The organism is Thalassospira sp. UBA4513 (assembly GCF_002388495.1).
Lineage (GTDB): Bacteria > Pseudomonadota > Alphaproteobacteria > Rhodospirillales > Thalassospiraceae > Thalassospira > Thalassospira tepidiphila.
This window is the reverse complement of record NZ_DGMR01000039.1, coordinates 309,753-329,953: the sequence shown is the minus strand read 5'-3', so window position 1 is coordinate 329,953 and position 20,201 is coordinate 309,753. Positions and strand designations below refer to the sequence as shown.

The 20,201-nt window shown below is 55.5% G+C and carries 17 protein-coding genes and 1 riboswitch; of the genes, 10 read left to right on the top strand and 7 right to left on the bottom strand.

Annotated features, from left to right (window positions below):
- Positions 1 to 780, top strand: a 780-nt coding sequence (gene argJ / locus B2T33_RS18395) for a bifunctional glutamate N-acetyltransferase/amino-acid acetyltransferase ArgJ (protein ID WP_286792832.1), incomplete at its 5' end; no start/stop codon positions are given.
- 82 nt (positions 781 to 862) lie between these two features.
- Here argJ and B2T33_RS18390 read toward each other — a convergent pair.
- Both B2T33_RS18390 and B2T33_RS18385 read right to left on the bottom strand, forming a co-directional pair.
- Positions 863 to 2,137, bottom strand: a complete 1,275-nt coding sequence (locus B2T33_RS18390; protein WP_008888376.1) for a pentapeptide repeat-containing protein — start codon at positions 2,135 to 2,137, stop codon at positions 863 to 865.
- 179 nt (positions 2,138 to 2,316) lie between these two features.
- Positions 2,317 to 3,588 (bottom strand): pentapeptide repeat-containing protein, encoded by a 1,272-nt coding sequence (locus tag B2T33_RS18385; protein WP_286792831.1) that lies wholly within the window; start codon positions 3,586 to 3,588, stop codon positions 2,317 to 2,319.
- Positions 3,589 to 3,943: 355 nt separating this feature from the next.
- On the opposite strand from B2T33_RS18385, the gene B2T33_RS18380 reads away from it, so the two are divergent.
- The 4 genes from B2T33_RS18380 (at position 3,944) to B2T33_RS18365 (ending at position 9,157) form a co-directional block, all read left to right on the top strand.
- On the top strand, positions 3,944 to 5,167 hold the full coding sequence (locus B2T33_RS18380) for a response regulator (RefSeq protein ID WP_286792830.1): 1,224 nt from the start codon (positions 3,944 to 3,946) through the stop codon (positions 5,165 to 5,167).
- Positions 5,168 to 5,297: 130 nt separating this feature from the next.
- A complete protein-coding gene (locus B2T33_RS18375) occupies positions 5,298 to 6,521 on the top strand; it encodes a response regulator (RefSeq protein WP_286792829.1) in 1,224 nt (407 codons plus the stop codon).
- A 12-nt stretch (positions 6,522 to 6,533) separates the two neighbouring features.
- Positions 6,534 to 7,736 carry an HD domain-containing phosphohydrolase gene (locus tag B2T33_RS18370; protein ID WP_286792828.1) on the top strand — a complete coding sequence of 401 codons (1,203 nt, stop codon included), beginning with the start codon at positions 6,534 to 6,536 and terminating at the stop codon, positions 7,734 to 7,736.
- Entirely contained in the window at positions 7,736 to 9,157 is a 1,422-nt protein-coding gene (locus tag B2T33_RS18365) for a two-component system sensor histidine kinase NtrB (protein ID WP_286792827.1), read from the top strand. The genes B2T33_RS18370 and B2T33_RS18365 overlap by 1 nt, the downstream gene beginning before the upstream one ends.
- Here the strand turns inward: B2T33_RS18365 and B2T33_RS18360 are convergent.
- The 3 genes from B2T33_RS18360 to B2T33_RS18350 all read right to left on the bottom strand — a co-directional run bounded on the left by B2T33_RS18360 (position 9,154) and on the right by B2T33_RS18350 (position 11,269).
- Positions 9,154 to 9,474, bottom strand: a complete 321-nt coding sequence (locus tag B2T33_RS18360; RefSeq protein WP_120224147.1) for a YnfA family protein — start codon at positions 9,472 to 9,474, stop codon at positions 9,154 to 9,156. The genes B2T33_RS18365 and B2T33_RS18360 overlap by 4 nt on opposite strands.
- Before the next feature lie 16 nt (positions 9,475 to 9,490).
- Positions 9,491 to 10,510, bottom strand: a complete 1,020-nt coding sequence (locus tag B2T33_RS18355) for an asparaginase (protein WP_197146092.1) — start codon at positions 10,508 to 10,510, stop codon at positions 9,491 to 9,493.
- Positions 10,511 to 10,684: 174 nt separating this feature from the next.
- Positions 10,685 to 11,269, bottom strand: a complete 585-nt coding sequence (locus B2T33_RS18350; RefSeq protein WP_197146093.1) for a TetR/AcrR family transcriptional regulator — start codon at positions 11,267 to 11,269, stop codon at positions 10,685 to 10,687.
- 149 nt (positions 11,270 to 11,418) lie between these two features.
- Between B2T33_RS18350 and B2T33_RS18345 the strand changes: the two genes are divergently transcribed.
- The gene (locus tag B2T33_RS18345) at positions 11,419 to 12,177 is read left to right on the top strand and encodes an SDR family NAD(P)-dependent oxidoreductase (protein ID WP_197146094.1); all 759 of its coding nucleotides are present in this window, start codon (positions 11,419 to 11,421) and stop codon (positions 12,175 to 12,177) included.
- Positions 12,178 to 12,246: 69 nt separating this feature from the next.
- On the opposite strand, the gene B2T33_RS18340 is transcribed toward B2T33_RS18345, so the two are convergent.
- Positions 12,247 to 12,726: an Lrp/AsnC family transcriptional regulator gene (locus tag B2T33_RS18340; protein WP_197146095.1), complete on the bottom strand. Its 480-nt coding sequence runs from the start codon at positions 12,724 to 12,726 to the stop codon at positions 12,247 to 12,249.
- A gap of 140 nt (positions 12,727 to 12,866) precedes the next feature.
- Between B2T33_RS18340 and phhA the strand changes: the two genes are divergently transcribed.
- A complete protein-coding gene (gene phhA, locus B2T33_RS18335) occupies positions 12,867 to 13,766 on the top strand; it encodes a phenylalanine 4-monooxygenase (protein WP_286792826.1) in 900 nt (299 codons plus the stop codon).
- 58 nt (positions 13,767 to 13,824) lie between these two features.
- On the opposite strand, the gene B2T33_RS18330 is transcribed toward phhA, so the two are convergent.
- Positions 13,825 to 14,247 carry a response regulator gene (locus tag B2T33_RS18330; RefSeq protein WP_008888386.1) on the bottom strand — a complete coding sequence of 141 codons (423 nt, stop codon included), beginning with the start codon at positions 14,245 to 14,247 and terminating at the stop codon, positions 13,825 to 13,827.
- A gap of 285 nt (positions 14,248 to 14,532) precedes the next feature.
- A riboswitch (cobalamin riboswitch) is annotated at positions 14,533 to 14,711 on the top strand.
- A gap of 136 nt (positions 14,712 to 14,847) precedes the next feature.
- Here B2T33_RS18330 and B2T33_RS18325 point away from each other — a divergent pair.
- The 3 genes from B2T33_RS18325 (at position 14,848) to meaB (ending at position 20,177) form a co-directional block, all read left to right on the top strand.
- Positions 14,848 to 16,896, top strand: coding sequence for a methylmalonyl-CoA mutase family protein (locus B2T33_RS18325; RefSeq protein ID WP_286792825.1), 2,049 nt, complete (start codon positions 14,848 to 14,850; stop codon positions 16,894 to 16,896).
- Positions 16,897 to 16,898: 2 nt separating this feature from the next.
- Positions 16,899 to 19,052: a methylmalonyl-CoA mutase gene (gene scpA / locus B2T33_RS18320; protein ID WP_286792824.1), complete on the top strand. Its 2,154-nt coding sequence runs from the start codon at positions 16,899 to 16,901 to the stop codon at positions 19,050 to 19,052.
- A 69-nt stretch (positions 19,053 to 19,121) separates the two neighbouring features.
- Complete coding sequence (gene meaB / locus B2T33_RS18315) at positions 19,122 to 20,177, top strand: methylmalonyl Co-A mutase-associated GTPase MeaB (RefSeq protein WP_286792823.1); 1,056 nt, start codon at positions 19,122 to 19,124, stop codon at positions 20,175 to 20,177.
- The last annotated feature ends 24 nt before the right edge of the window (positions 20,178 to 20,201 follow it).

The following is a 20,201-nucleotide window of genomic DNA, read 5'->3' as shown; positions in this document are numbered from 1 at the left end:
GCCGCCAAGGCCATCATGACCACCGATACCTTCCCCAAGGGCGCGTCGGCCACCGCGACCATCAATGGCAAGACCGTGACCATTGCCGGTATCGCCAAGGGATCGGGCATGATCGAGCCGAACATGGCAACCATGCTGAGCTTTGTGTTTACCGATGCCGCCCTGCCGCACAATGTGCTGCAAGCCATTCTGGCCGATTGCAACAATCGCAGCTTCAACGCGATTACGGTTGATAGCGATACCTCGACATCGGACACGCTTCTGGTGGCTGCCACCGGCAAGGCGGGCAATGACGCAATCAGTGACGTCAACGATCCGGAACTTGCCGCGTTCAAGGCAGCATTTGAAGACGTGCTGCGTGATCTTGCCCATCAGATCGTTCGCGATGGCGAAGGTGCTTCGAAATTCATCACCGTCAAGGTCACCGGTGCCGTGAACGAAAAAGAAGCCAAGACTGCCGCAAAGGCCATTGCCAACTCCCCGCTTGTCAAAACCGCGATTGCCGGTGAAGACGCCAACTGGGGCCGTATCGTCATGGCAGTTGGTAAATGCGGTGTAACCGCCGATCCGAACAAGCTGAGTGTTGCAATCGGTGGCATTACATTGGCCAAGAACGGTGAACGTGTTGCCGATTACGACGAAGGCCCGGTCGAAGCCCACATCAAGGGCCAGTATATCGACATTGATGCCGATCTTGGCTTTGGCGATGGCGCGGCCACGGTTTGGACCTGTGATCTGACGCATGGCTACATCTCGATCAATGCGGATTACCGCAGCTAGGCGATCATAGTCCTGCGCACTAAAAAAACGCCGCCTTCACTGAGGGCGGCGTTTTACGTTTTCGGGTCGTGACCGGCAGAGGTTATCTCTTGCCGGGAATATAGCCATTAAGGATCAGGCCGACATTGGCACCTTCAAGTTCGGTTTCGCTTAGATCCGTGGCGCCAAAGGCGACGCCGGCAACGTTTGCCTTGGTCAGATTGGCGCCCTTCATCTTGGCTTCGTCAAATACCGAGTTGCGCAAATCGGCCTGTTCGAAATTGACATCCGAAAGATCCGCGTTCCAGACGACGCCGGTCTTCTCGCCCTTCTTGTCGCGCTGATCGACACCGCCAAAGTGAACGCCCTGAAACACACCCTCGCTACAGTCTGATCCCGCCATGCGCACACCATCCAGCACCGCACCATTCATGCGGATTTTATGCATGTCGGCTTCGCGCATCGAACACATGGCAAGAATGGTATCGACAAAAAGCGTGCCGCGCAAAATGCATTTGTCAAAGACGGCGCCCGACAGGTCCATGCCCGAAAAGTCCATGCCCGACAAATCGCGACCGGCAGCAATCATTGGCATGCCGGTTTTGCCGCCGGTTGCCAGCCACGTGCTATGGCCGTTTACAAGTTCGCGAATATCATCAACCAGCGGGGCCGTCGGCGTACCGCCACCGATTGAGTAGGATGTGTTGGCCTGCGACAAATCGACATCCTGCAAGTCGACATTGCGCAGGTTCGCACCGCTCAGATCCGCCCCGACAAGTTCCGTCCCGGCAAGCTTCGCCCCCTTGAGGTTGGCATTGCGAAGCTTTGCGCCATTCATCTTGCACCCGGTCAGATCAGCGCCTTCGAGGTTGACGGCAAACATGTTGGCGTCACTCATATCGGTATGCGCAAGGCGCGATCCGGACATGTTGGCACCGGCCATATTGGCCCCCCACATCATCGCACCTTCGAGGTCGGTATTTGACATGTCGGTTTCGCGTTTGACCGTGCGTTCACGAGCCCCTTCAAGGACCACCATGATGCCTGCGCGCAAATCAATGCCGTTCAGGTTGGCATTGCGCAAACTGGACCGTGCCATATTGGCCCCGCGCAGATCGGCGCGTTCAAAGGTCGAATTTTCGAGATCAGCCTCAACAAAGTTTGCGCCAAACAGGTCACAGAAATCGAAACAAACGTCGCGCGCCGATGCCTGAATGAAGTTTGCACCGGGCAATACCGCCTCTTTCAGGCTGATCTTACTCATTTTGATGCGGGAAAGATTGCAGTTGCGCTTTTGCATGCGCACGCCGCCGGGCTTTTGATTGAGATACAGTTGATGCTTTTTGATTGAATCAATCAATTCCGAACGCGATGACATTCAGTAGAAAACCCCAAGATCTAATTTATATTTTTTTTATTTAGGGTTATAGAATGCAGCAGATTTCGGGTGACGCAACATGTTTACGACATTGCGCAAAATCGACGCGTTTTGGGGATGTAAAAAGCGGAAAAACCTATCCTGAGGCCTAAAAAACCTAACCTTATTGGGGTTAGGAGTTAAACCTTGCGCGGAATGATGCCGGTCAGAATCGAGCCGGTGTTGGTACCATCAAGATCGACGTCGCTTAAGTCCGTTTCACCAAAGGCAACACCGGAAATATTGGCCTTGGAAAGCTTGGCCCCCTTCATGTGGGGTTCATCAAAAACCGAGTTTCGAAGGTCAGCGTGTGAAAAGTCCGTCGCATGAAGGTCTGCGCGCCAGACCTCGCCCGTTTTCTGTCCCTTGGCATCACGCTGTTCAACCCCACCGAACTTGACGCCCTGAAGCACGGCCTTGGTGCAGTTGGCATAGGACATCCGCACACCGTTCATGATCGACCCGCTAAGTCGGGCGCGGGACAAATCGGCATTGCGCATCGATGCCATGACCAGAATGGTATCGACCAGCAAAACACCGCGCAGGATGCAATCATCAAAACATGCCGCTGAAAGATCAAACCCGGTGAAATCAAGTTCGGTCAGATCACGACCGGTTACATCAAGGCGTGCGCCCGATATGCCGCCACTTGTCAGCCACTCGGTATGGGCATTGAGCAAGATGCGAATATCATCGGGCAAAGGCGTTGCAGCCTTGCTGCCAATCGAATTTGACGTATTGGCCTGCGACAGATCAACGTTCGACAGATCAACATTGCGCAGATTGGCACCAGACAAGTCGGTGCCCAGCAAAAGCGTATCCTTGAGCTTTGCACCCTTGAGGTTCGCGTTCTTGAGCTTTGCGCCCGACAGGTTGCAGCCCGAAAGATCCGCGCCGGCAAGGTTGACGGCAAACATGTTGGCGTCGCTCAGATCCGCATCGGCAAGCCGGGCACCGGACATGTTGCTTTCGGCCAGATTGGCACCGGACAGCACCGATCCCTGAAGGTCTGCGTTGGTCAGATCTGTTTGTCGTTTGACCTTTTTTTCGCGTCCGGCATCGACAATCACCATCACACCAGATCGAAGATCGGCACCCGTCAGGTTGGCATTGCGCAGTTTGGCACGCGCCATGTTGGCACCGCGCAAGTCGGCGCGCATGAAGCTTGAACCTTCGAGATTAGCCTCGACAAAGTTTGTTCCGAACAGATCACAGAAATCAAATTTGACATCCTGAATCTGGGCCTGGATGAAATTGGCACCGGGAAGCACCGCATCTTCAAGACTGATCTTGCTCATCTTGATGCGCGACAGGTTGCCATTGCGGAGCTGCAATCGCCGACCGCCGGGCTGCTTCATGATAAAGAGCTGATGCTTTTTGATTGCATCAACCAGTTCGGTGCGTGTTGTCATTTGGTGGGCGGTACCCCCGATCAATCGGAAACAGCGCATGGACGCCAAGGTTCCGAAAATTCTTATAAAGTATACCCGTCAATGACAGTGAACATTCTGACAAAACATGACAATTAAGCCCCCTGGTTCACTGGCATAAATATATGATTACACAATACTTATCGCGTTGCATGGTTTTCTTGCGCCCTGTTGCGGATCTGACAATCGTGCGGTCGATATTGCGGAGCAATGTGTTTGCAACGGCAGCGCCATATATGGGCCGGACCACGCAGGCAACCGGCCTGTGATTTTGCGATCTTGTATGGGGTTCCGCCCGCCCCCATCTGCAAAATGTATTTAAGAAGAAGCGGGTAAAATGCACCACATTCTGTTTGTTGATGATGATGCCAACATCCTGAACGGATTGCGCCGACGTCTGCGCAGCACCCGTCCCGAGTGGAACCTGCATTTCGCCAATAGCGGGTCTGAGGCCATCGAACTTGCCGAAAACAAGGATCTCGACGTCATCGTTTCAGACATCCAGATGCCTGGCATGGACGGTGTAACCTTGCTTGAAACCTTGCAGAAAACCCATCCCGATGCCGTACGTATCATTCTGACCGGTCATGCCGATAACGCATCCTATCTGCGTACCATCGGCCCGGCACACCAGTTTCTGAGCAAACCTTGCGATCATGAAACCCTGGTCGACAGTATCGAAAACGCCCTGGGTCTGCGTCAGTTATTACGAAGCCCCGAACTTAGGACCCTTGTCGCTGGTTCCAAGAGCCTCGCCTCGCCGCCCGACACCTATATGCGTCTGGAAACGGCCTTTTCGAACCCGAATTACGCGCTTGATACCATCAGCAAAATTGTTGAGTCCGATATCGCGCTGACCACCGAAGTTTTGAAACTGACCAACTCGTCCTATTTCGCAGTGACCCAGAATGTTTCGTCGGTCGCGCATGCGGTCAGGATGCTGGGGATGGAAACGCTTAAGGCACTGGCCCTTTTTGTCGGTCTATATCGCGGCTTTGACGGCCCGGCCAGTCAGGCAGCCAATCTTAAACGCCTGTGCCACCGCTCCCAGCAGATTGGCGTTACTGCCGCCCTGATTGCCGAATATGAACGGCTTCCGCGTGAAATTTGTCACGCTGTGCCATCCATCGGGATGCTTAGTCACATCGGCACGTTGATCCTTTATACCAAGCGCCCCGATGAGATGCAGGCGGTCATTGACCGTGTTGAAAAAGAAGGCATTTCAATTGATCAGGCGGAGGCCGAACAATTCGGGGCCGGACATGCCGAAATCGGTGCCTATTTGCTTGGATTGTGGGGGTTCCCTGCCCCGGTCATTCAGGCAGTTGCCTATCATCATCGGCCAATGGATTTACCGCACCAGGAAATGACGGCCTTGACCGCGATCTATGTTGCGCAACATCTGACACGTGAAATTGCCGATCGTGATGCCGGACGGACGGTCGAAAGCACGATCGATCAGGAATATCTCGCCCAGATCGGCAAGCAGAGCCACATTGAAGAATGGACCAATATTGCGGCTGTTGTGTCCGGCAAATACCGCGAACTGACCAACAACTAGATCACGTGTCCTGATGTGCGCCGTCGTCAGAAAAAGGGGCAAAAAGGACACAACCCTCCACATATGCGGACTATCAAAGATCCTTTGCAGGCCCCATGTATAGACCATGGAGCACACGCATGAGGTGAAAATGAGCGTCATCCTTTTTGTCGATGATGACAAAAATATTCTGGATGGTTTGCGTCGCCGGTTACGCTCGGTCCGGTCCGGCTGGGAGCTGCATTTCGCGCATGACGCGGAAAGCGCCTTGGCGAAGGCTGCCGAAATGGAACCGGATGTCGTCGTTTCCGACATGCGCATGCCCGGAACCGATGGCGCAGAACTTTTGACCATCATGCAGGAAAAACACCCGCATAGCGCGCGTATCATTCTGTCGGGTTTTGCCGAGGAAGAGGCAATCCTGCGCACGGTTGGCCCGGCGCACCAGTATCTGGCCAAACCGTGTGATGATCAGATGCTGGTCGAAACCATCGAGAACGCGCTTGATCTGCGTAACCTTCTGACCAATCCGGACCTGCGTGCACTTGTTGGCGGGATTGATGCACTGGCCTCCCCGCCGATAACCTATACCAACCTTGTCAAGGCATTGGAAAACCCGCTGACCAGCAACGAGCAGCTTACGACCATCGTTGCATCGGACATTGCGTTAACCGCCGAAATCCTGAAGCTGACCAATTCTGCGTATTTTGCGGTCAGCCAGAAAATCACATCTGTCTCGCAAGCCATCCGCATGATTGGCGTCGATACGCTTAAGGCGCTTGCGCTGTTTATCGGTCTGTTTCGCAGTTTTGACGGCCCCAAGCCGGCGGTCACGCGGATGATGCAACTGTGCAAACGCAGCCAGCAGCTTGGCGTTGTCGCCACCTTGATCGCCGAACAGGAAAAGCTTCCGAAGGAAGTGATCAGTGTCATGGCAGCTGTGGGCATGCTGAGCCATACCGGCAGCTTGATCCTTTATGCCTATCGCGCCAATGAAATGGCCGAGGTCATCAAGCGGGTCGAAACCGAAGACATTCCGATTAACGTTGCCGAACGTGACCAGTTTGGCGCGTCCCACCCGGAAATTGGTGCGTACCTTTTGGGTCTGTGGGGCTTTCCAAGCGCCATGGTGCAGACGGTTGCCTATCACCATCGCCCGCAAGACACGCGGCATACCGAAATGAATGCGCTTAGCGCAATCTATATCGCCCAGCATCTGGCACGCGAAGTCGCCATTGAAAGCCGCACCGGCCAGGCGCCTGAAAGCCGCATTGACCTTGAATATCTTGAACGTCTGGGAAAAGCCAACCGGTTGCCGGTCTGGCGCGAAATTGCCCGCGTGGTCGAAGAAAAATACCGCGAAATGGACATGTAAGGGAGAGAGATTATGACACAGAATCCCCCTGTACTCTTCGTTGATGACGATGAAAACCTGTTGATGGGACTTAAGCGCAAGCTGCGCGGCAAGTTCGATTTCGACACGGCGGTCGGCCCGCTTCAGGCGCTTGAGAAAATCAAGGCGGGCAACAAATATGCGGTTTGTGTTGCCGACATGCGCATGCCCGACATGGACGGTGTGAAGTTACTGGCCGAGGTTGCCAAACTCAGCCCCGACACAGTCAACATGATGCTGACCGGCAATGCCGACCAGCATACAGCGGTCGAAGCAATCAACCGGGGGCATATTTTCCGCTTTTTCAACAAGCCGTGCGAGGACGAGGACCTGATTGCCGGTGTTAAGGCGGGCTTGCGCCAATATCAGTTGATCACCGCGGAAAAGGCGCTGATCGAACAGACCCTGGCGGGCAGTGTAAAGGTCCTGACCGAGGTGCTGGCACAACTTAATCCGGCGATTTTTGGCAAGGCGATGCGCGCCAAGCTTTGGTGCGATACCATTGCCAAACAGATCGGCTACCCGCATCCGTGGGAATTGGGGTTGGCCGCGTTACTGGCGCCCATTGGCTATGTCTCCCTGCCGCCGGAAATCCTTGCCCGTCTTGGCGATGAAAAGCCGCTTCAGCCGCTTGAACGTGACGTGGTCCGTCGCACACCCGAGGTGGCACGCAAACTGATTTCCAATATCCCGCGTCTGGAACAAGTTGCCGGTATTGTGTATCTGCAAAACCGCAATTTTGACGGATCGGGCTTCCCGGCCGAAGGCCCGCTTGGCACGGAAATTCCGTTGGGTGCGCGCGTGCTTCGGATTTTCAACGACCTTGGCAAAATTGTCGAAAGTGATCTTGTCGTCAAACAGCACTTTGACGAGTTGCGCCACAAGCCTGAACGCTATGACCCGGAACTACTGAACCAGATCGAGGCGATCCTTGCCCAGGAAGACCCGTCCTATGACAAAGTCGCCTATCCGACCGGGACGGAGCACGACATTTACCTCAAGAACCTGCGGATCGGGGATTTCCTGCTGACCGATATCGAAACGCGCGACGGGCATATCTTGCTGACCCATGGCAACTACGTTTCCGAGATTCAGATCCAGCGGCTGCGCGTTTTTCAGGAACTTCACCAGTTCCATGAGCCCATTCGTGTTCGCCGCGGCGGGCATGACCAGGTTGCCGCGGGCGGAGGGTCCTGATGTCTGAAAAGAATGAAAACCTGCACGACACCAAGATCCTGAGTGGCACATCCGATCTGACATCGGGGGCGGATTTGCTTGAGGCCGCCAAGGAAATTGATGCGCCAGAAGACGTTCGCGCCCACTTCCTGGCACTGATGGGTGAACAGAAGCGCCGCAAGCTGGAAACCATGCAGCGGCTCAAGACCATTCTTGATAGCGTTGTCGAGGGGATCCTGATCATTGACGCCACCGGCATGATCCAGGACTTCAACAAATCAGCCGCCGAAATCCTGCGCGCAACCGGCGATGAGTTGCTGGGTACTTCCGTCGATGTGATGTTCATTGATCGCAAGGCAACGGTGCGCCACAAGCTTTTGAACCGCTGCATCAATATCAGCAGTGGTGTGCTGAAATATGACTATACCGAAACCATGGCGCAGCGCCTTGATGGCGACAGCTTTCCGATGGAAATCATCGTAAGTCCTGCCAATTTCGCCTCCGAGATGAGTTACCTTTACATTTTCCGCGACATCACCCGACGCAAGAATGCGGAAGTCGCGCAAAAGAAGCTTGAGGAAGACCTGCGCGAAGCCCTTAAACTTGAGGCGATTGGCCATCTGGCAGGTGGCATTGCCCATGAAATCAACACACCCAGCCAGTACATCCGTGATAACCTGAAGTTCCTCAATGACAGTTACGGGGCGCTTTCGCGCATGCTTGGTCTAGCCTTGCAGACCTTGTGGAAAAACCGCGCAAATTTGCCGCCAAATACGTTTGAGGATTTCGCCCGACAAATGCGTGATTCCGATCTTGAATTCCTGCTTGAAGAAATCCCGCATGCCACCCAGCAATCCCTTGATGGCATCAATCAGGTGGCACGCATTGTCCTGTCGATGAAGGAATTCTCCCACCCCGGCGGGACGGAAAAAACCACCACCGACATCAACCGGGTCCTGTCGAACGTGATTGTGATTTCACGCAATGAATGGAAACACAATGCCGACATCACCGAGGAATTCGATCCGGAAATCCCGCATATTCCGTGCCACATCAACGAGGTCAATCAGGTCTTCCTCAACCTGATCGTCAACGCGGCACAGGCCATTCAGGCGGCCGGGCGCAAACCCGATGAAGGTCACATCACGGTCAAGACCACGTCGCTTGATGACAGCATCCTGATTTCGATTTCCGACAACGGAACCGGTATAGCCAAGGAAAACCGGTCAAAGGTGTTCAACCCGTTCTTTACCACCAAGGAAGTTGGCAAGGGCACGGGACAGGGACTTTCGATCACCCATGACATCGTCACGGTGCGCCACGGCGGGCGCATCTGGTTTGAAACCGACATGGGAAAGGGAACGACATTCCGCGTGCTTCTGCCCGCCGAAGACCGCACCGGCAAAAAGTCCGACGAAAAATCCGAAAAAACCAAGACCTAACGCGGGGCAAACAGGATGATCCCGGCCCCCAAAAGGCAAACCAGCAATCCGGTTACATCCCAGCGGTCGGGGGTGGTGCGTTCAACCACCCACATCCAGAAGATTGATGCCGTGATGTAAACCCCGCCATAGGCCGCATAGGCCCGCCCGGCAAAGTCGGCCTCAACCCGGGTCAGAAGCCAGGCAAAGACAATCAGGGATGCCACACCCGGCACGACCCAAAGGATCGATTTCCCGGACCGAAGCCAGGCCCAGAAGGCAAAACACCCGGCAATTTCGGCAATCGCCGCAAAGATATAGGCCGCAATGCTTTGCATCTATTCCCCGTTTTGATCAGAAGGCCGGGCGCAAGTCCCCGGCATATTTGCCCGCCCAGTTGGTCAGAACCGGGGTCAGGTATTTTTTAAGGACCTCTGCCTTGGCGTCATCAATCACGCCATGTTTGCGCAGGATCGCGCCCATCGCAACCTCTGCCCCGCGCTGGGTGCCATCATCGATCTTAAGCGCCACACCAAGCCCCTGTTTGGGGAAGGCCGCGCAATAGACCCCCTCTGCGCCGACCTTGACCAGTGCATCTTCACCGCATTCTTCCATGATACCGGTGCAAAAACGCCCGGTTCCGGCAACCATGAAGGGCGCATTTGCACAGCCCTTGCGGATGCGCTTGATCGCATCAATACGTTTGGCATCAAGGCCCACCGGATCTGCCATCCGCGCCATGGCAAGGCCCAGATCACGCAACCGCATGCCAATCACCGGAATGCCACATCCATCAATACCGCGCGGGGTCGAAGACAGATCGCAATCCCCCATTTCTTCCAACACCTTGATCAGGCGTTGCTGAACCGGATGGGATTCTTCGATATAGCCGCTCGGATCTTCGCCCAACTGCTGCGCGGTCGACAGGAACCCGGAATGCTTGCCAGAGCAATTGTTGTGCGCCTTCGTCAGGCTCACATGATCAGACGCCTGTTTAATCGCTGCATTCAGGCTGAGTGAATAATGCGGGGCGCATTCCAGCGTATCGACCGAAAGACCGATCTTCTCCAACCACGCCTTTACGGTTTGGGCGTGTTCTTCCTCGCCATTATGCGATGAACAGGCAAGGGCAATGTGTTTGTCCTCAAGCCCGAAGGCCTCTACCGCGCCGCTTTCAACAAACGGAATGGCCAGAAGCGGTTTGATCGCCGATCGCGGATACATCAGCGCATCAATATCGCCCCCCTGATCAACCACTGTCCCGTCAGACGTCATCACGACGTAGCGCCCGCGATGGAAACTTTCGACCATATCGCCGCGTGTGGCTTCTGCAAGGATCGGGTTGGCGGCAAGGGGCACTGGGGACTGAGGCATTTCGCGAAGCTCCGGGGCTGGATGGACTTGGGGTCGACCGAGGTATGAACCCTGATCATGCTATGCCCGAAATATGGGCGTGAAGGCAAGCAAGACCAGCCTTCGCAGATATAAAAAACACCCTGTCAGGGCAGAGCGTTGATTGTCGCAAGATCACGATGAATAGAGGTAGCGTCATGCTTGCGGCCAGGCGCAAAGTGCCTGATCGGCAATACGTTCGAGGCGTTCGCGGCTGAAGCCTGCCTTGGCCTGCACGGCCATGCCATGCAGGACGGTGAGAACGAATGACGCAAGCGCCGCAGCATCAGTAGATGCTGGCAAGTCACCCTCGGTCTTTGCCTTTTCGAATCGCTTGCGAAGCATTGCCTCGCCCTCTGCGCGGGCATCAATCAGTGCTTTTCGCACAGCCTCAGCATCGTCTGATCCGGCAAGAACACCATTGATGCCAAGACAGCCCGTATGGTCGGCATAGCGCGTATGCAGCTCAGCGGCCTGATAAAGAATGTGGGCGGCAACTTCCCGCGCCGTCGGGCGGTCGAGCGCAACCGGAATGAAATCAAGATAGTGCTCGTAGTAGCGGTCCAGCGCCTTACGAAACAGGGCTTCTTTATTACCAAACGCGGAATAAAGGGCCGGGCGTTCTACACCGGTCGCTTCTGTCAGATCGGCATAAGACGCGCCCTCGTAGCCTTTACGCCAGAAAACGCGCAGTGCAGCGTCAAGTACCTTTTCCACATCAAATTCGCGATGACGTCCCATCAAACCGATCCTTCTTTTTCGTAACGACCGTTACTAAACCACTTGACAGGTCATGTCCAGTTTTCATAACTAGCATTATCGTAATGATCGTTATGAAATATTGGTCGCCGAATTCTGCGACCAGTTTCCTCACACAGAAAGGTTTTATCATGACCGCAGTTCTCAGCGGAAAAGTTGCTCTTGTCACGGGTGGTTCTCGTGGCCTCGGCGCGGCAACAGCTGAAAAGCTTGCCGATCTTGGCGCAGATGTTGCCATCAGCTATGCGTCCTCTGACGAAAAGGCCAAGGCCGTCGTCAATAGGCTCGGATCAAAAGGCGTTCGCGCGATCGCCATCAAAAGCGATCAATCCGATCTGGCCTCTGCCAAGCCGTTGATTGACGCCGTGATTGCCGAATTCGGCAAACTCGACATTCTTGTGAATAATGCAGGCATCGCCATACAGGGACAGTCGGTGGATGATCCCGAACTTGATGGCGAAAATTATAACCGTCAGTGGCAGGTCAATGTCATGGGAACGATCGCCAATACCCGTGCGGCCGCACCCAGGCTTTCCAACGGTGGCCGCATCATCTTTATCGGCTCATTGCTTGGTAGTTACGTTCCATTTGCCGGCGCTGCTGATTATGCTGGAACCAAAGCTGCCCTTGTCGGCTATGCCAAGGGTGTTGCCCGCGATCTCGGTGGACGCAACATCACGGTGAATGTCATTCAGCCCGGTGTGATGCCAACAGAGATGGCAACTGAAGTCCTTGGGGATGACATCCCGGATGCGCTTCTCGATATGCATCCGATCCGACGTATTGCTACGTTGGAGGAAGTTTCTGAAACCATCGCCTTTTTTGCTGGTCCGCATGCCGGGTACATCACTGGCGAGACCATCAATATCGCGGGTGGTCTCGGCACCTGATTGCGACTGCCACCAAAGACTGGGCCGGGTGCATTTGCACCCGGCCCCGCATACGTCTTTCCGATACCTTTAACCGCCTTTCGGCAACGGTATGGCTGTCAGGTTCTTGTATTCCTTTAAAACCAGACTGGATTGCACATCGCGCACATTGGGCATTGAAAGCAACTGATGGGTAACAAAATCGCCAAAGCTTTCGATATCGCGCGCCACGGACACCAGGAGGAAATCCTGCCGCCCCGTCATCGCCCAGCAGGACAGAATTTCCGGAAGATCATTCATCGCGCGGGCAAAATCCTCCGCCCCCTGTTCGGTATGGCTTTGCAAGCGGACCTGAATGGTCGCCAGCACCCCAAAGCCAAGTTTCTTGCGATCCAGAAGGGCGACCTGACGTTTGATCACCCCGGATGCCTCAAGCTGTTTGACCCGACGCAAACACGGCGATGGCGACATGCCGACCATTTCGGCCAGTTGAACATTGCTGATGGCGGCATCCTTTTGCAGGGCCTGCAAGATCCGGATATCAGTCGCGCTTAGCGTCACGTCGGTCATTTTAAACCCCAAATCAAACCAACAAGGTCACAATATGCACATCATACCCGATTTCGATGCCCTATTGGCCAGAAAATGACATTAGAGTTGATGTAAAATGATCCTTGTAAATCGGCAATAGAACCCGAAAGAGGACGGCCATGAATCAGGGAAACGATCTGCGTGGTGACTACAGCCACATCAATGACGACTACACCATCGATCAGGACTGGAGCACATATACCGAGGCCGAGCACGAACTATGGCGCAAGCTTTATGACCGCCAGTCGCGCATTTTGCCCGGTTATGCCGCCGAGGATTACATTCGCAATCTGATGAAACTTGATGCGGCGGATCAGATTCCGCATTTCGGCCGGGTCAGCGAGAAGCTTCATGCGGCGACCGGCTGGCATCTTGTCGCGGTTCCGGGGCTGGTGCCAGATGATGTGTTTTTTGACCATCTTGCCAATCGGCGGTTCCCGGTCACGGTCTGGCTGCGCAAGCCAGAGGAAATGGATTATCTGGTCGAACCCGACATCTTCCATGACTTTTTTGGTCATGTGCCGATGCTCTATGACCCGACCTTTGCCGACTATCTGGCGGCCTATGGCGCCAAGGGCCCCGAAGCCATTGCGATGGGCGGCCTGAAACAGCTGGCGCGGATGTATTGGTATATGGTGGAGTTTGGCCTGATCATGACCCCGCATGGCTTGCGCGCCTATGGTGCGGGCATGTTGTCATCGCAAACCGAAACCATCTATTCGGTGACCGATCCCACGCCAAATCGGGTTGCGTTCGAGCTTGAACGCGTCATGGGCACGGATTACGCGATTGATGATTTCCAGAAAACCTATTTCGTTCTGGAAAGTTACGATCAGTTGTTTGACGCGATGAATGTGCCGCTGGCGCCGATCTATGATCGGCTTGCCAAGAAGCCTGCGATTGATCCGGCAACCACCTTGCCGACAGATCGGCTTTATCATGTGCATGGTGCGGCAGACAGCATCATTTCCCTGGGCGAGGAGACGCACAGGACCCACAGACAACAACGCCCTGCATAAGGCAGGGCGTGGCGATCCGTTCAGGATTGATCAAGGCAGGGCTGGTCTCCCAGCACTGCTAGCAGGCACTGATGGAATGGCCCAGCACCCGATTGAGTTGCTCGAGCACCACTTTCGGGCTGGCGTCCTTGCTGATGAAATCGGCCGCCCCAAGCGCATCGGCTTGTGCGCGGGTGTCGGCGTCATAATGGGCCGAGAAGAAGAAAACCGGCACGTTTTGGCTGTTGGGATAGCGGCGGCGAATTTCGCAGAACGCTTCAAAGCCGCTCATACCCGGCATTTCAATATCAAGGATGATGGCACGGGGATAAAGCCCGTCCAGCTGATCAATCAGATCATCGGCACAATCAAAACCGGCCACGTCATATCCTGCCCGACGCAACACTGTTTCAAGGGCTGCCTTGGCGCTGGGACTGTCGTCGGCGAACGCAACCAGTCCATCAGGACAGAATTGCGACGGCATGGCGCTGAGCGCGTTCATGGATGGCGATACTCCGAGTTTTGGGACAAGTCCAAACTGACAGACGAAAATGTCAAATTGGTTAAACCCGCCAAATTTTTGCCACGCAATGTTCCGGCTTCACCCCGATCTCGCACCCGTGCCGCGAAAGTATAAGGCCGCAATGATCGGAACCATGTGACGCGCAAACCACGAACAACGTGCAAAACCCCAACGTTTCCGCCGACATAACGTTACGGAAACCTGATTTGTCGGGATCGATATCCGCCTAAATAGGTATTTCCATGCCTATTTACGGAATTAGGGACAGGTGCTATAAACCGCCATGTCGCGAATGTGACCGGAAAATAGGATCGGGAATCCGGTGCGGCCGTGCCTTAGCGCACTTTGGCCAAGCCCGGAACTGCCCCCGCAACTGTAAGCGTGACGGCCTTTTTGCAGGCTTTCTCGCGAGTCAGAATACCGATGGTGTTTTCTTGGCATGAAATGGGCCGGGCGGGGTGTACCGGGTACTGGGAATCCGTAGTAGAATAGAATTTGGCAAAGTTCCGTGCCCAACGCCATATGAAGACCCCATATGGAGTCGCATCAAGGACGGGACATACCAAGCCGGGAGAAACCATGTCCGACCCGCTAAAGCTCGCATCCGAATTTCCATCTGCTGATTACGCAAGTTGGCGCAAGCTTGCCGAAGAGGCCCTTAAGGGGGCACCGTTCGAGAAGAAGCTCGTCACCAATACGCTTGATGGGTTTTCCGTTCAGCCGATCTATACAAATGATGATCAGGATGACGCGACCCGGCTGATCCACGAAGTTCTTAATGCCACGGTCGAGCCGCGCGAAACCGTGACCGGCTGGGATATCCGCCAGCTTCATACCCATCCCGATCCCAAGGCCACCAATGCCGCGATCCTTGAGGACCTTGAAAATGGGGCGACCTCGATCACGCTAAAACTTGATGCCGCCGCCCGTGCCGGGCGCGAAATCAGTTCTGCCGAGGTCGGTGTTGACGGTATTGCCATTCATTGTCTGGCCGATCTCGATGCCGCGCTTGAGGATGTTTACACCAACCTTGCCACCGTCGGACTTGATGCCGGGGCGGCAGGTGTTCCGGCCGCAGCACTTCTGGCCGCCCATATCGCAAATACCGATGGTGCCGACGAAGCCGCACCGGCCTTTAACATTGATCCGATCGGAACCCTTGCGTCCACTGGCACCCTGCCCTGTGGCGCACAGGATGCGGTTGATCATGCGGCAAGCGTTGCGGTCGAGCTGATTGATCTGTTCCCGCTGGCAACCGCAATTTCAGTGAATGGCGCACCTTATTACAATGCCGGGGCCACCGATGGTCAGGAACTGGCCTGCCTGCTGGCAAGCGGGGTGACCTATTTGCGCGCCCTGACCGATGCCGGGATGGCGGTTGATCAGGCCGCGGGTGCGATGGTGTTTAACGTTGCCATCGGCACCGACTTCTTTGCCGGGATCGCCAAGCTGCGTGCCCTTCGCATGATGTGGAGCCGCGTCCTTTCGGCATCGGGTGCCGAGGATGCGACGATTACGGTCAACGCGGTTTCAGCCGAAATGGCCCTGACCAAGGTTGATCCGTGGGTCAATATGCTGCGCACAACGGTCACCAGCTTTGCCGCCGGTCTGGGTGGTGCGGACAGTGTGACCTGCCTGCCTTATGATCATCTGATTGGCCTGCCAGATGGCTTTGCACGCCGTATTGCACGCAACACCCAACTGATTTTACAGGAAGAAAGCAACGTGCACCGGGTCATCGATCCGGCTGGTGGTTCGTGGTTTATTGAAAACCTGACCAAGGAGCTGGCGAAGGCCGCCTGGACGAAATTCCAGTCGCTTGAATCTTCGGGTGGTATTCTAAGTGCCCTTGCCAATGGCAGTCTCAAGACCGAGATCGAGACCGTTTGGAATGCGCGTGAAAACCGCCTGTCGACCCGTCGTAATCCGCTGACCGGTGTGTCGGAATTTCCCAACATCACAGAAGCCAAAGTAACCTGCGAAAAGCCGGACCTTGAGGCAATCGTTGCAGATGCCAAGGCCCGCCAGACCAAATTTGATGGCACGGTCGGCAAAAGCCTGAGCGCCATGATTGAGGCCGCGCGCGCAGGTGCCACCATCGGGCACATGTTTACCGATCTTTATGGCACCAGTGCCGCGACATGTATCGGCGCCCTGCCCGCCCATCGACTTGCCGAACGTTACGAAGCGCTTCGCAAACGGTCTGATGCGCATAAGGCAAAGACCGGATCCTTCCCGCAGGTCTTCCAGGCCAATCTTGGCAAGGTTGCCCAGCACACGGCACGCGCGACCTTTGCGCGCAACTTCTTTGAAGCAGGCGGGATCGAGGCGATCACCAATAACGGCTTTGCCAATGCCGATGATGTTGCAACCGCCTTTGGCAACAGCGGGGCGAAAATCGCCATCATTTGCGGATCAGACGCGCAATATGCCGACATGGCAGCGGATGTTGCCAAGGCGCTGAAAGCCAAGGGGGCAAGCATGGTTTATCTTGCTGGCCAGCCGGGCGATGCCAGGTCCGATTACGAAGCAGCCGGCATTAACGAGTTTGTTTTTGTCGGGGCCGATGTCCTTGCCATTTGCGGTACCGCACTTGATCATCTTCTTGGCAAACAGGGGGAGAAATAACCATGACCCGCATTCCTGATTTCTCCGACCTTCCGCTGTTTGATGGCGCGTCCGCAGGTGCCAAGGACCCGTTTGAAAGCACGCCCTGGACCACGCCAGAAGGCATTGATGTCAAATCATCCTACGGGCCCAAGGATCTGGATGGCATTGATCACCTGAACACCATGCCGGGCATGCCGCCGTTTTTGCGCGGCCCCTACCCGACCATGTATGTGCAACGTCCCTGGACAATCCGCCAATATGCCGGTTTCTCGACAGCCGAGGAATCGAACGCGTTTTATCGCCGTAACCTTGCCGCCGGGCAAAAGGGGCTTTCGATTGCCTTCGATCTGGCGACCCATCGCGGCTATGACAGCGATCATCCGCGCGTCGCAGGTGATGTTGGCATGGCCGGTGTGGCGATTGACAGCATCTATGACATGCGCACCCTTTTTGATGGCATCCCGCTTGATGAGATGTCGGTTTCCATGACCATGAATGGTGCGGTTCTGCCGGTGATGGCGCTTTATATCGCAGCAGCCGAAGAACAGGGCGTTGCGCACGAACAGCTTTCGGGCACCATTCAGAATGACATTCTGAAAGAGTTCATGGTGCGCAACACCTATATCTATCCGCCGAAACCATCGATGCGGATCATTTCGGACATCTTTGCCTTTACCTCGCAAAACATGCCGAAATTCAACTCGATCTCGATTTCCGGCTATCACATGCAGGAAGCCGGTGCGACGGCTGATCTTGAGCTCGCCTATACCCTGGCCGATGGCATCGAATATGCCCGTGCCGGTCAGGCAGCAGGCCTTCCGATTGATAAATTCGCGCCGCGTCTGTCGTTCTTCTGGGCGATTGGCATGAACTTCTTCATGGAAATCGCCAAGATGCGCGCGGCCCGCATGATCTGGGCCAAGCTTATCAAACAGTTTGATCCGCAAAACCCGAAATCGCTGTCGCTGCGCACCCACAGCCAGACGTCGGGCTGGTCATTGACCGCACAGGATGTGTTTAACAACGTCATCCGTACCTGTGTTGAGGCCATGGCATCCACCCAAGGCCACACCCAGTCGCTGCATACCAATGCACTGGACGAAGCATTGGCCCTGCCGACCGATTTCTCGGCCCGGATTGCGCGTAACACCCAGCTGTTCCTGCAACAGGAAAGCGGCACCACCAATGTTATCGATCCGTGGGGTGGTTCATACTATGTCGAACGCCTGACCCGAGATTTGGCGGAAAAGGCATGGGCCCATATCGCCGAGGTCGAAGAACAGGGCGGCATGGCCAAGGCGATTGAAGCCGGCATTCCTAAAATGCGTATTGAAGAAGCTGCGGCCCGCACGCAAGCCCGCATTGATAGCGGCCGTCAAACCTTGGTCGGTGTGAACAAATACCGTGTGACTGATGATCGCCCGGTTGATGTGCTTCAGGTCGATAACGCCGAAGTCCGTCGTCAACAGATCGCCAAGCTTGAACGTCTGCGTGCGGAGCGTGACAACGCAGCAGTTGAAAGTGCCCTGACCGCGCTGACCAATGCCGCCGATGCTGGCAATGGTAACCTGCTTGAACTGGCTGTCGAGGCGGCCCGTGCCAAATGTACGGTTGGCGAGATTTCCGATGCGCTTGAAAAGGTCTATGGCCGTCATCAGGCGGTTATTCGCTCCATCTCCGGCGTTTATAAAACAGAGGTCGGCGCTGATAACGAAGCGCTGGCCAAGGTTGATCGCCTGATCACGCAGTTTGAGGCCAATGAAGGCCGCCGTCCGCGGATCCTGATCGCCAAGATGGGGCAGGATGGTCATGATCGTGGGCAGAAGGTGATCGCAACGGCCTTTGCCGATCTTGGCTTTGATGTCGATATCGGCCCGCTGTTCCAGACCCCGGAAGAAGCCGCCAAACAGGCAGTGGAAAACGATGTTCATATCGTGGGGGCAAGCTCGCTTGCCGCCGGTCATCTGACCCTTGTGCCGCAGCTGCGGGCCGAACTTGATAAGCTTGGCCGTGAAGACATCATGATTGTTGCCGGCGGCGTGATCCCGCCGCAGGACTTCGACAAACTGTTCGAAGCCGGGGCCGAGGCGATCTTCCCGCCCGGAACGGTCATTGCCGAAGCGGCTGGCGACCTGCTAGAAAAGCTTAATCAGTCTGGCGAGGAAGGGGCCTGATCGCCGCTTCCTTCCAACCCGACGTAACGCTTTGCTGGCGTGAGACGCGCCATATTCAAGGAACGCCTGGTGAAAGAAACGCTGCGCACCATACCTGCAGGCTCGGGCGGCACGGTCAGCCCGCGCAAGGCCGTGCGCAGACGCGTGCTTTCAACCGATGAAATCGTTAAGGGTGTTCTGGCCGGTGATCGCACCATTTTGTCGCGTGCGATTACGCTGGTTGAAAGCCGCAATCCCAAACATTTCGAACAGGCACAAGCCGTTCTGGCCGAACTCATGCCCAACACGGGCGGATCGCAGCGCATCGGCATTACCGGGGTTCCCGGTGTTGGCAAATCGACCTTTATCGAGGCGTTTGGCAAAAACCTGACCAGGGCTGGTAAAAAGGTAGCCGTGCTTGCGGTTGATCCGACCAGCGCACGATCCGGCGGGTCCATTTTGGGCGACAAGACCCGGATGAACGAACTTTCGATTGATCCCAATGCCTATATCCGCCCATCACCCAGCAGTGGGTATCTGGGCGGGGTCAATCGCATGACGCGCGAAACCATCCTTCTGTGCGAGGCGGCCGGTTTTGATGTGGTTCTGGTCGAAACCGTTGGCGCCGGACAAAGCGAAACCATGGTCGCGCAGATGACCGACTTCTTCCTTGTCCTGATGTTACCCGGTGCGGGGGATGAGCTTCAGGGCATCAAGAAGGGTGTGCTTGAAATTGCCGATCTGATTGCGGTCAACAAGGCCGATGCCGACCCGGCAAAGGCGCGTGAAGCAAAACGTGAGTATTCCTCAGCTTTGCGAATCATGCAGCCCACCAGCAAATATTGGCGGCCGCAATCGGTGATGGTTTCAGCGCTGATCAATGACGGGCTTGATAACATCTGGGATCTGATCAACCAGCACCGCGCTGTGATGGAAAAGGAAGGCGAGTTCACCGCCAAGCGTGCCCGCCAGCAACATGACTGGATGTGGACGATGCTGCGTGACCGGTTGCTTGAAACCTTTACCGCGCGCGATGACGTGGCAAGCCGAATTCAGGCGCTTGAGGCTGACGTTTTATCGGGCACTACCAACCCGACCGCCGCGGTCGAGGAATTGCTGGGCCTGATCAAGATCGCCGCGAAATAGGCAAAACAAAAGGCCGCACAAAAC

Excerpts from the sequence above, each read along its gene's own strand:
- B2T33_RS18390 (WP_008888376.1), bottom strand. The coding sequence starts at position 2,137 with ATGTCATCGCGTTCGGAATTGATTGATTCAATCAAAAAGCATCAACTG.
- scpA (WP_286792824.1), top strand. The coding sequence starts at position 16,899 with ATGACCCGCATTCCTGATTTCTCCGACCTTCCGCTGTTTGATGGCGCG.
- B2T33_RS18350 (WP_197146093.1), bottom strand. The coding sequence starts at position 11,269 with ATGGGACGTCATCGCGAATTTGATGTGGAAAAGGTACTTGACGCTGCA.
- B2T33_RS18375 (WP_286792829.1), top strand. The coding sequence starts at position 5,298 with ATGAGCGTCATCCTTTTTGTCGATGATGACAAAAATATTCTGGATGGT.
- B2T33_RS18365 (WP_286792827.1), top strand. The coding sequence starts at position 7,736 with ATGTCTGAAAAGAATGAAAACCTGCACGACACCAAGATCCTGAGTGGC.
- B2T33_RS18345 (WP_197146094.1), top strand. The coding sequence starts at position 11,419 with ATGACCGCAGTTCTCAGCGGAAAAGTTGCTCTTGTCACGGGTGGTTCT.
- B2T33_RS18330 (WP_008888386.1), bottom strand. The coding sequence starts at position 14,247 with ATGAACGCGCTCAGCGCCATGCCGTCGCAATTCTGTCCTGATGGACTG.
- B2T33_RS18325 (WP_286792825.1), top strand. The coding sequence starts at position 14,848 with ATGTCCGACCCGCTAAAGCTCGCATCCGAATTTCCATCTGCTGATTAC.
- phhA (WP_286792826.1), top strand. The coding sequence starts at position 12,867 with ATGAATCAGGGAAACGATCTGCGTGGTGACTACAGCCACATCAATGAC.
- B2T33_RS18385 (WP_286792831.1), bottom strand. The coding sequence starts at position 3,588 with ATGACAACACGCACCGAACTGGTTGATGCAATCAAAAAGCATCAGCTC.
- B2T33_RS18340 (WP_197146095.1), bottom strand. The coding sequence starts at position 12,726 with ATGACCGACGTGACGCTAAGCGCGACTGATATCCGGATCTTGCAGGCC.
- B2T33_RS18380 (WP_286792830.1), top strand. The coding sequence starts at position 3,944 with ATGCACCACATTCTGTTTGTTGATGATGATGCCAACATCCTGAACGGA.
- B2T33_RS18355 (WP_197146092.1), bottom strand. The coding sequence starts at position 10,510 with ATGCCTCAGTCCCCAGTGCCCCTTGCCGCCAACCCGATCCTTGCAGAA.
- B2T33_RS18360 (WP_120224147.1), bottom strand. The coding sequence starts at position 9,474 with ATGCAAAGCATTGCGGCCTATATCTTTGCGGCGATTGCCGAAATTGCC.
- B2T33_RS18370 (WP_286792828.1), top strand. The coding sequence starts at position 6,534 with ATGACACAGAATCCCCCTGTACTCTTCGTTGATGACGATGAAAACCTG.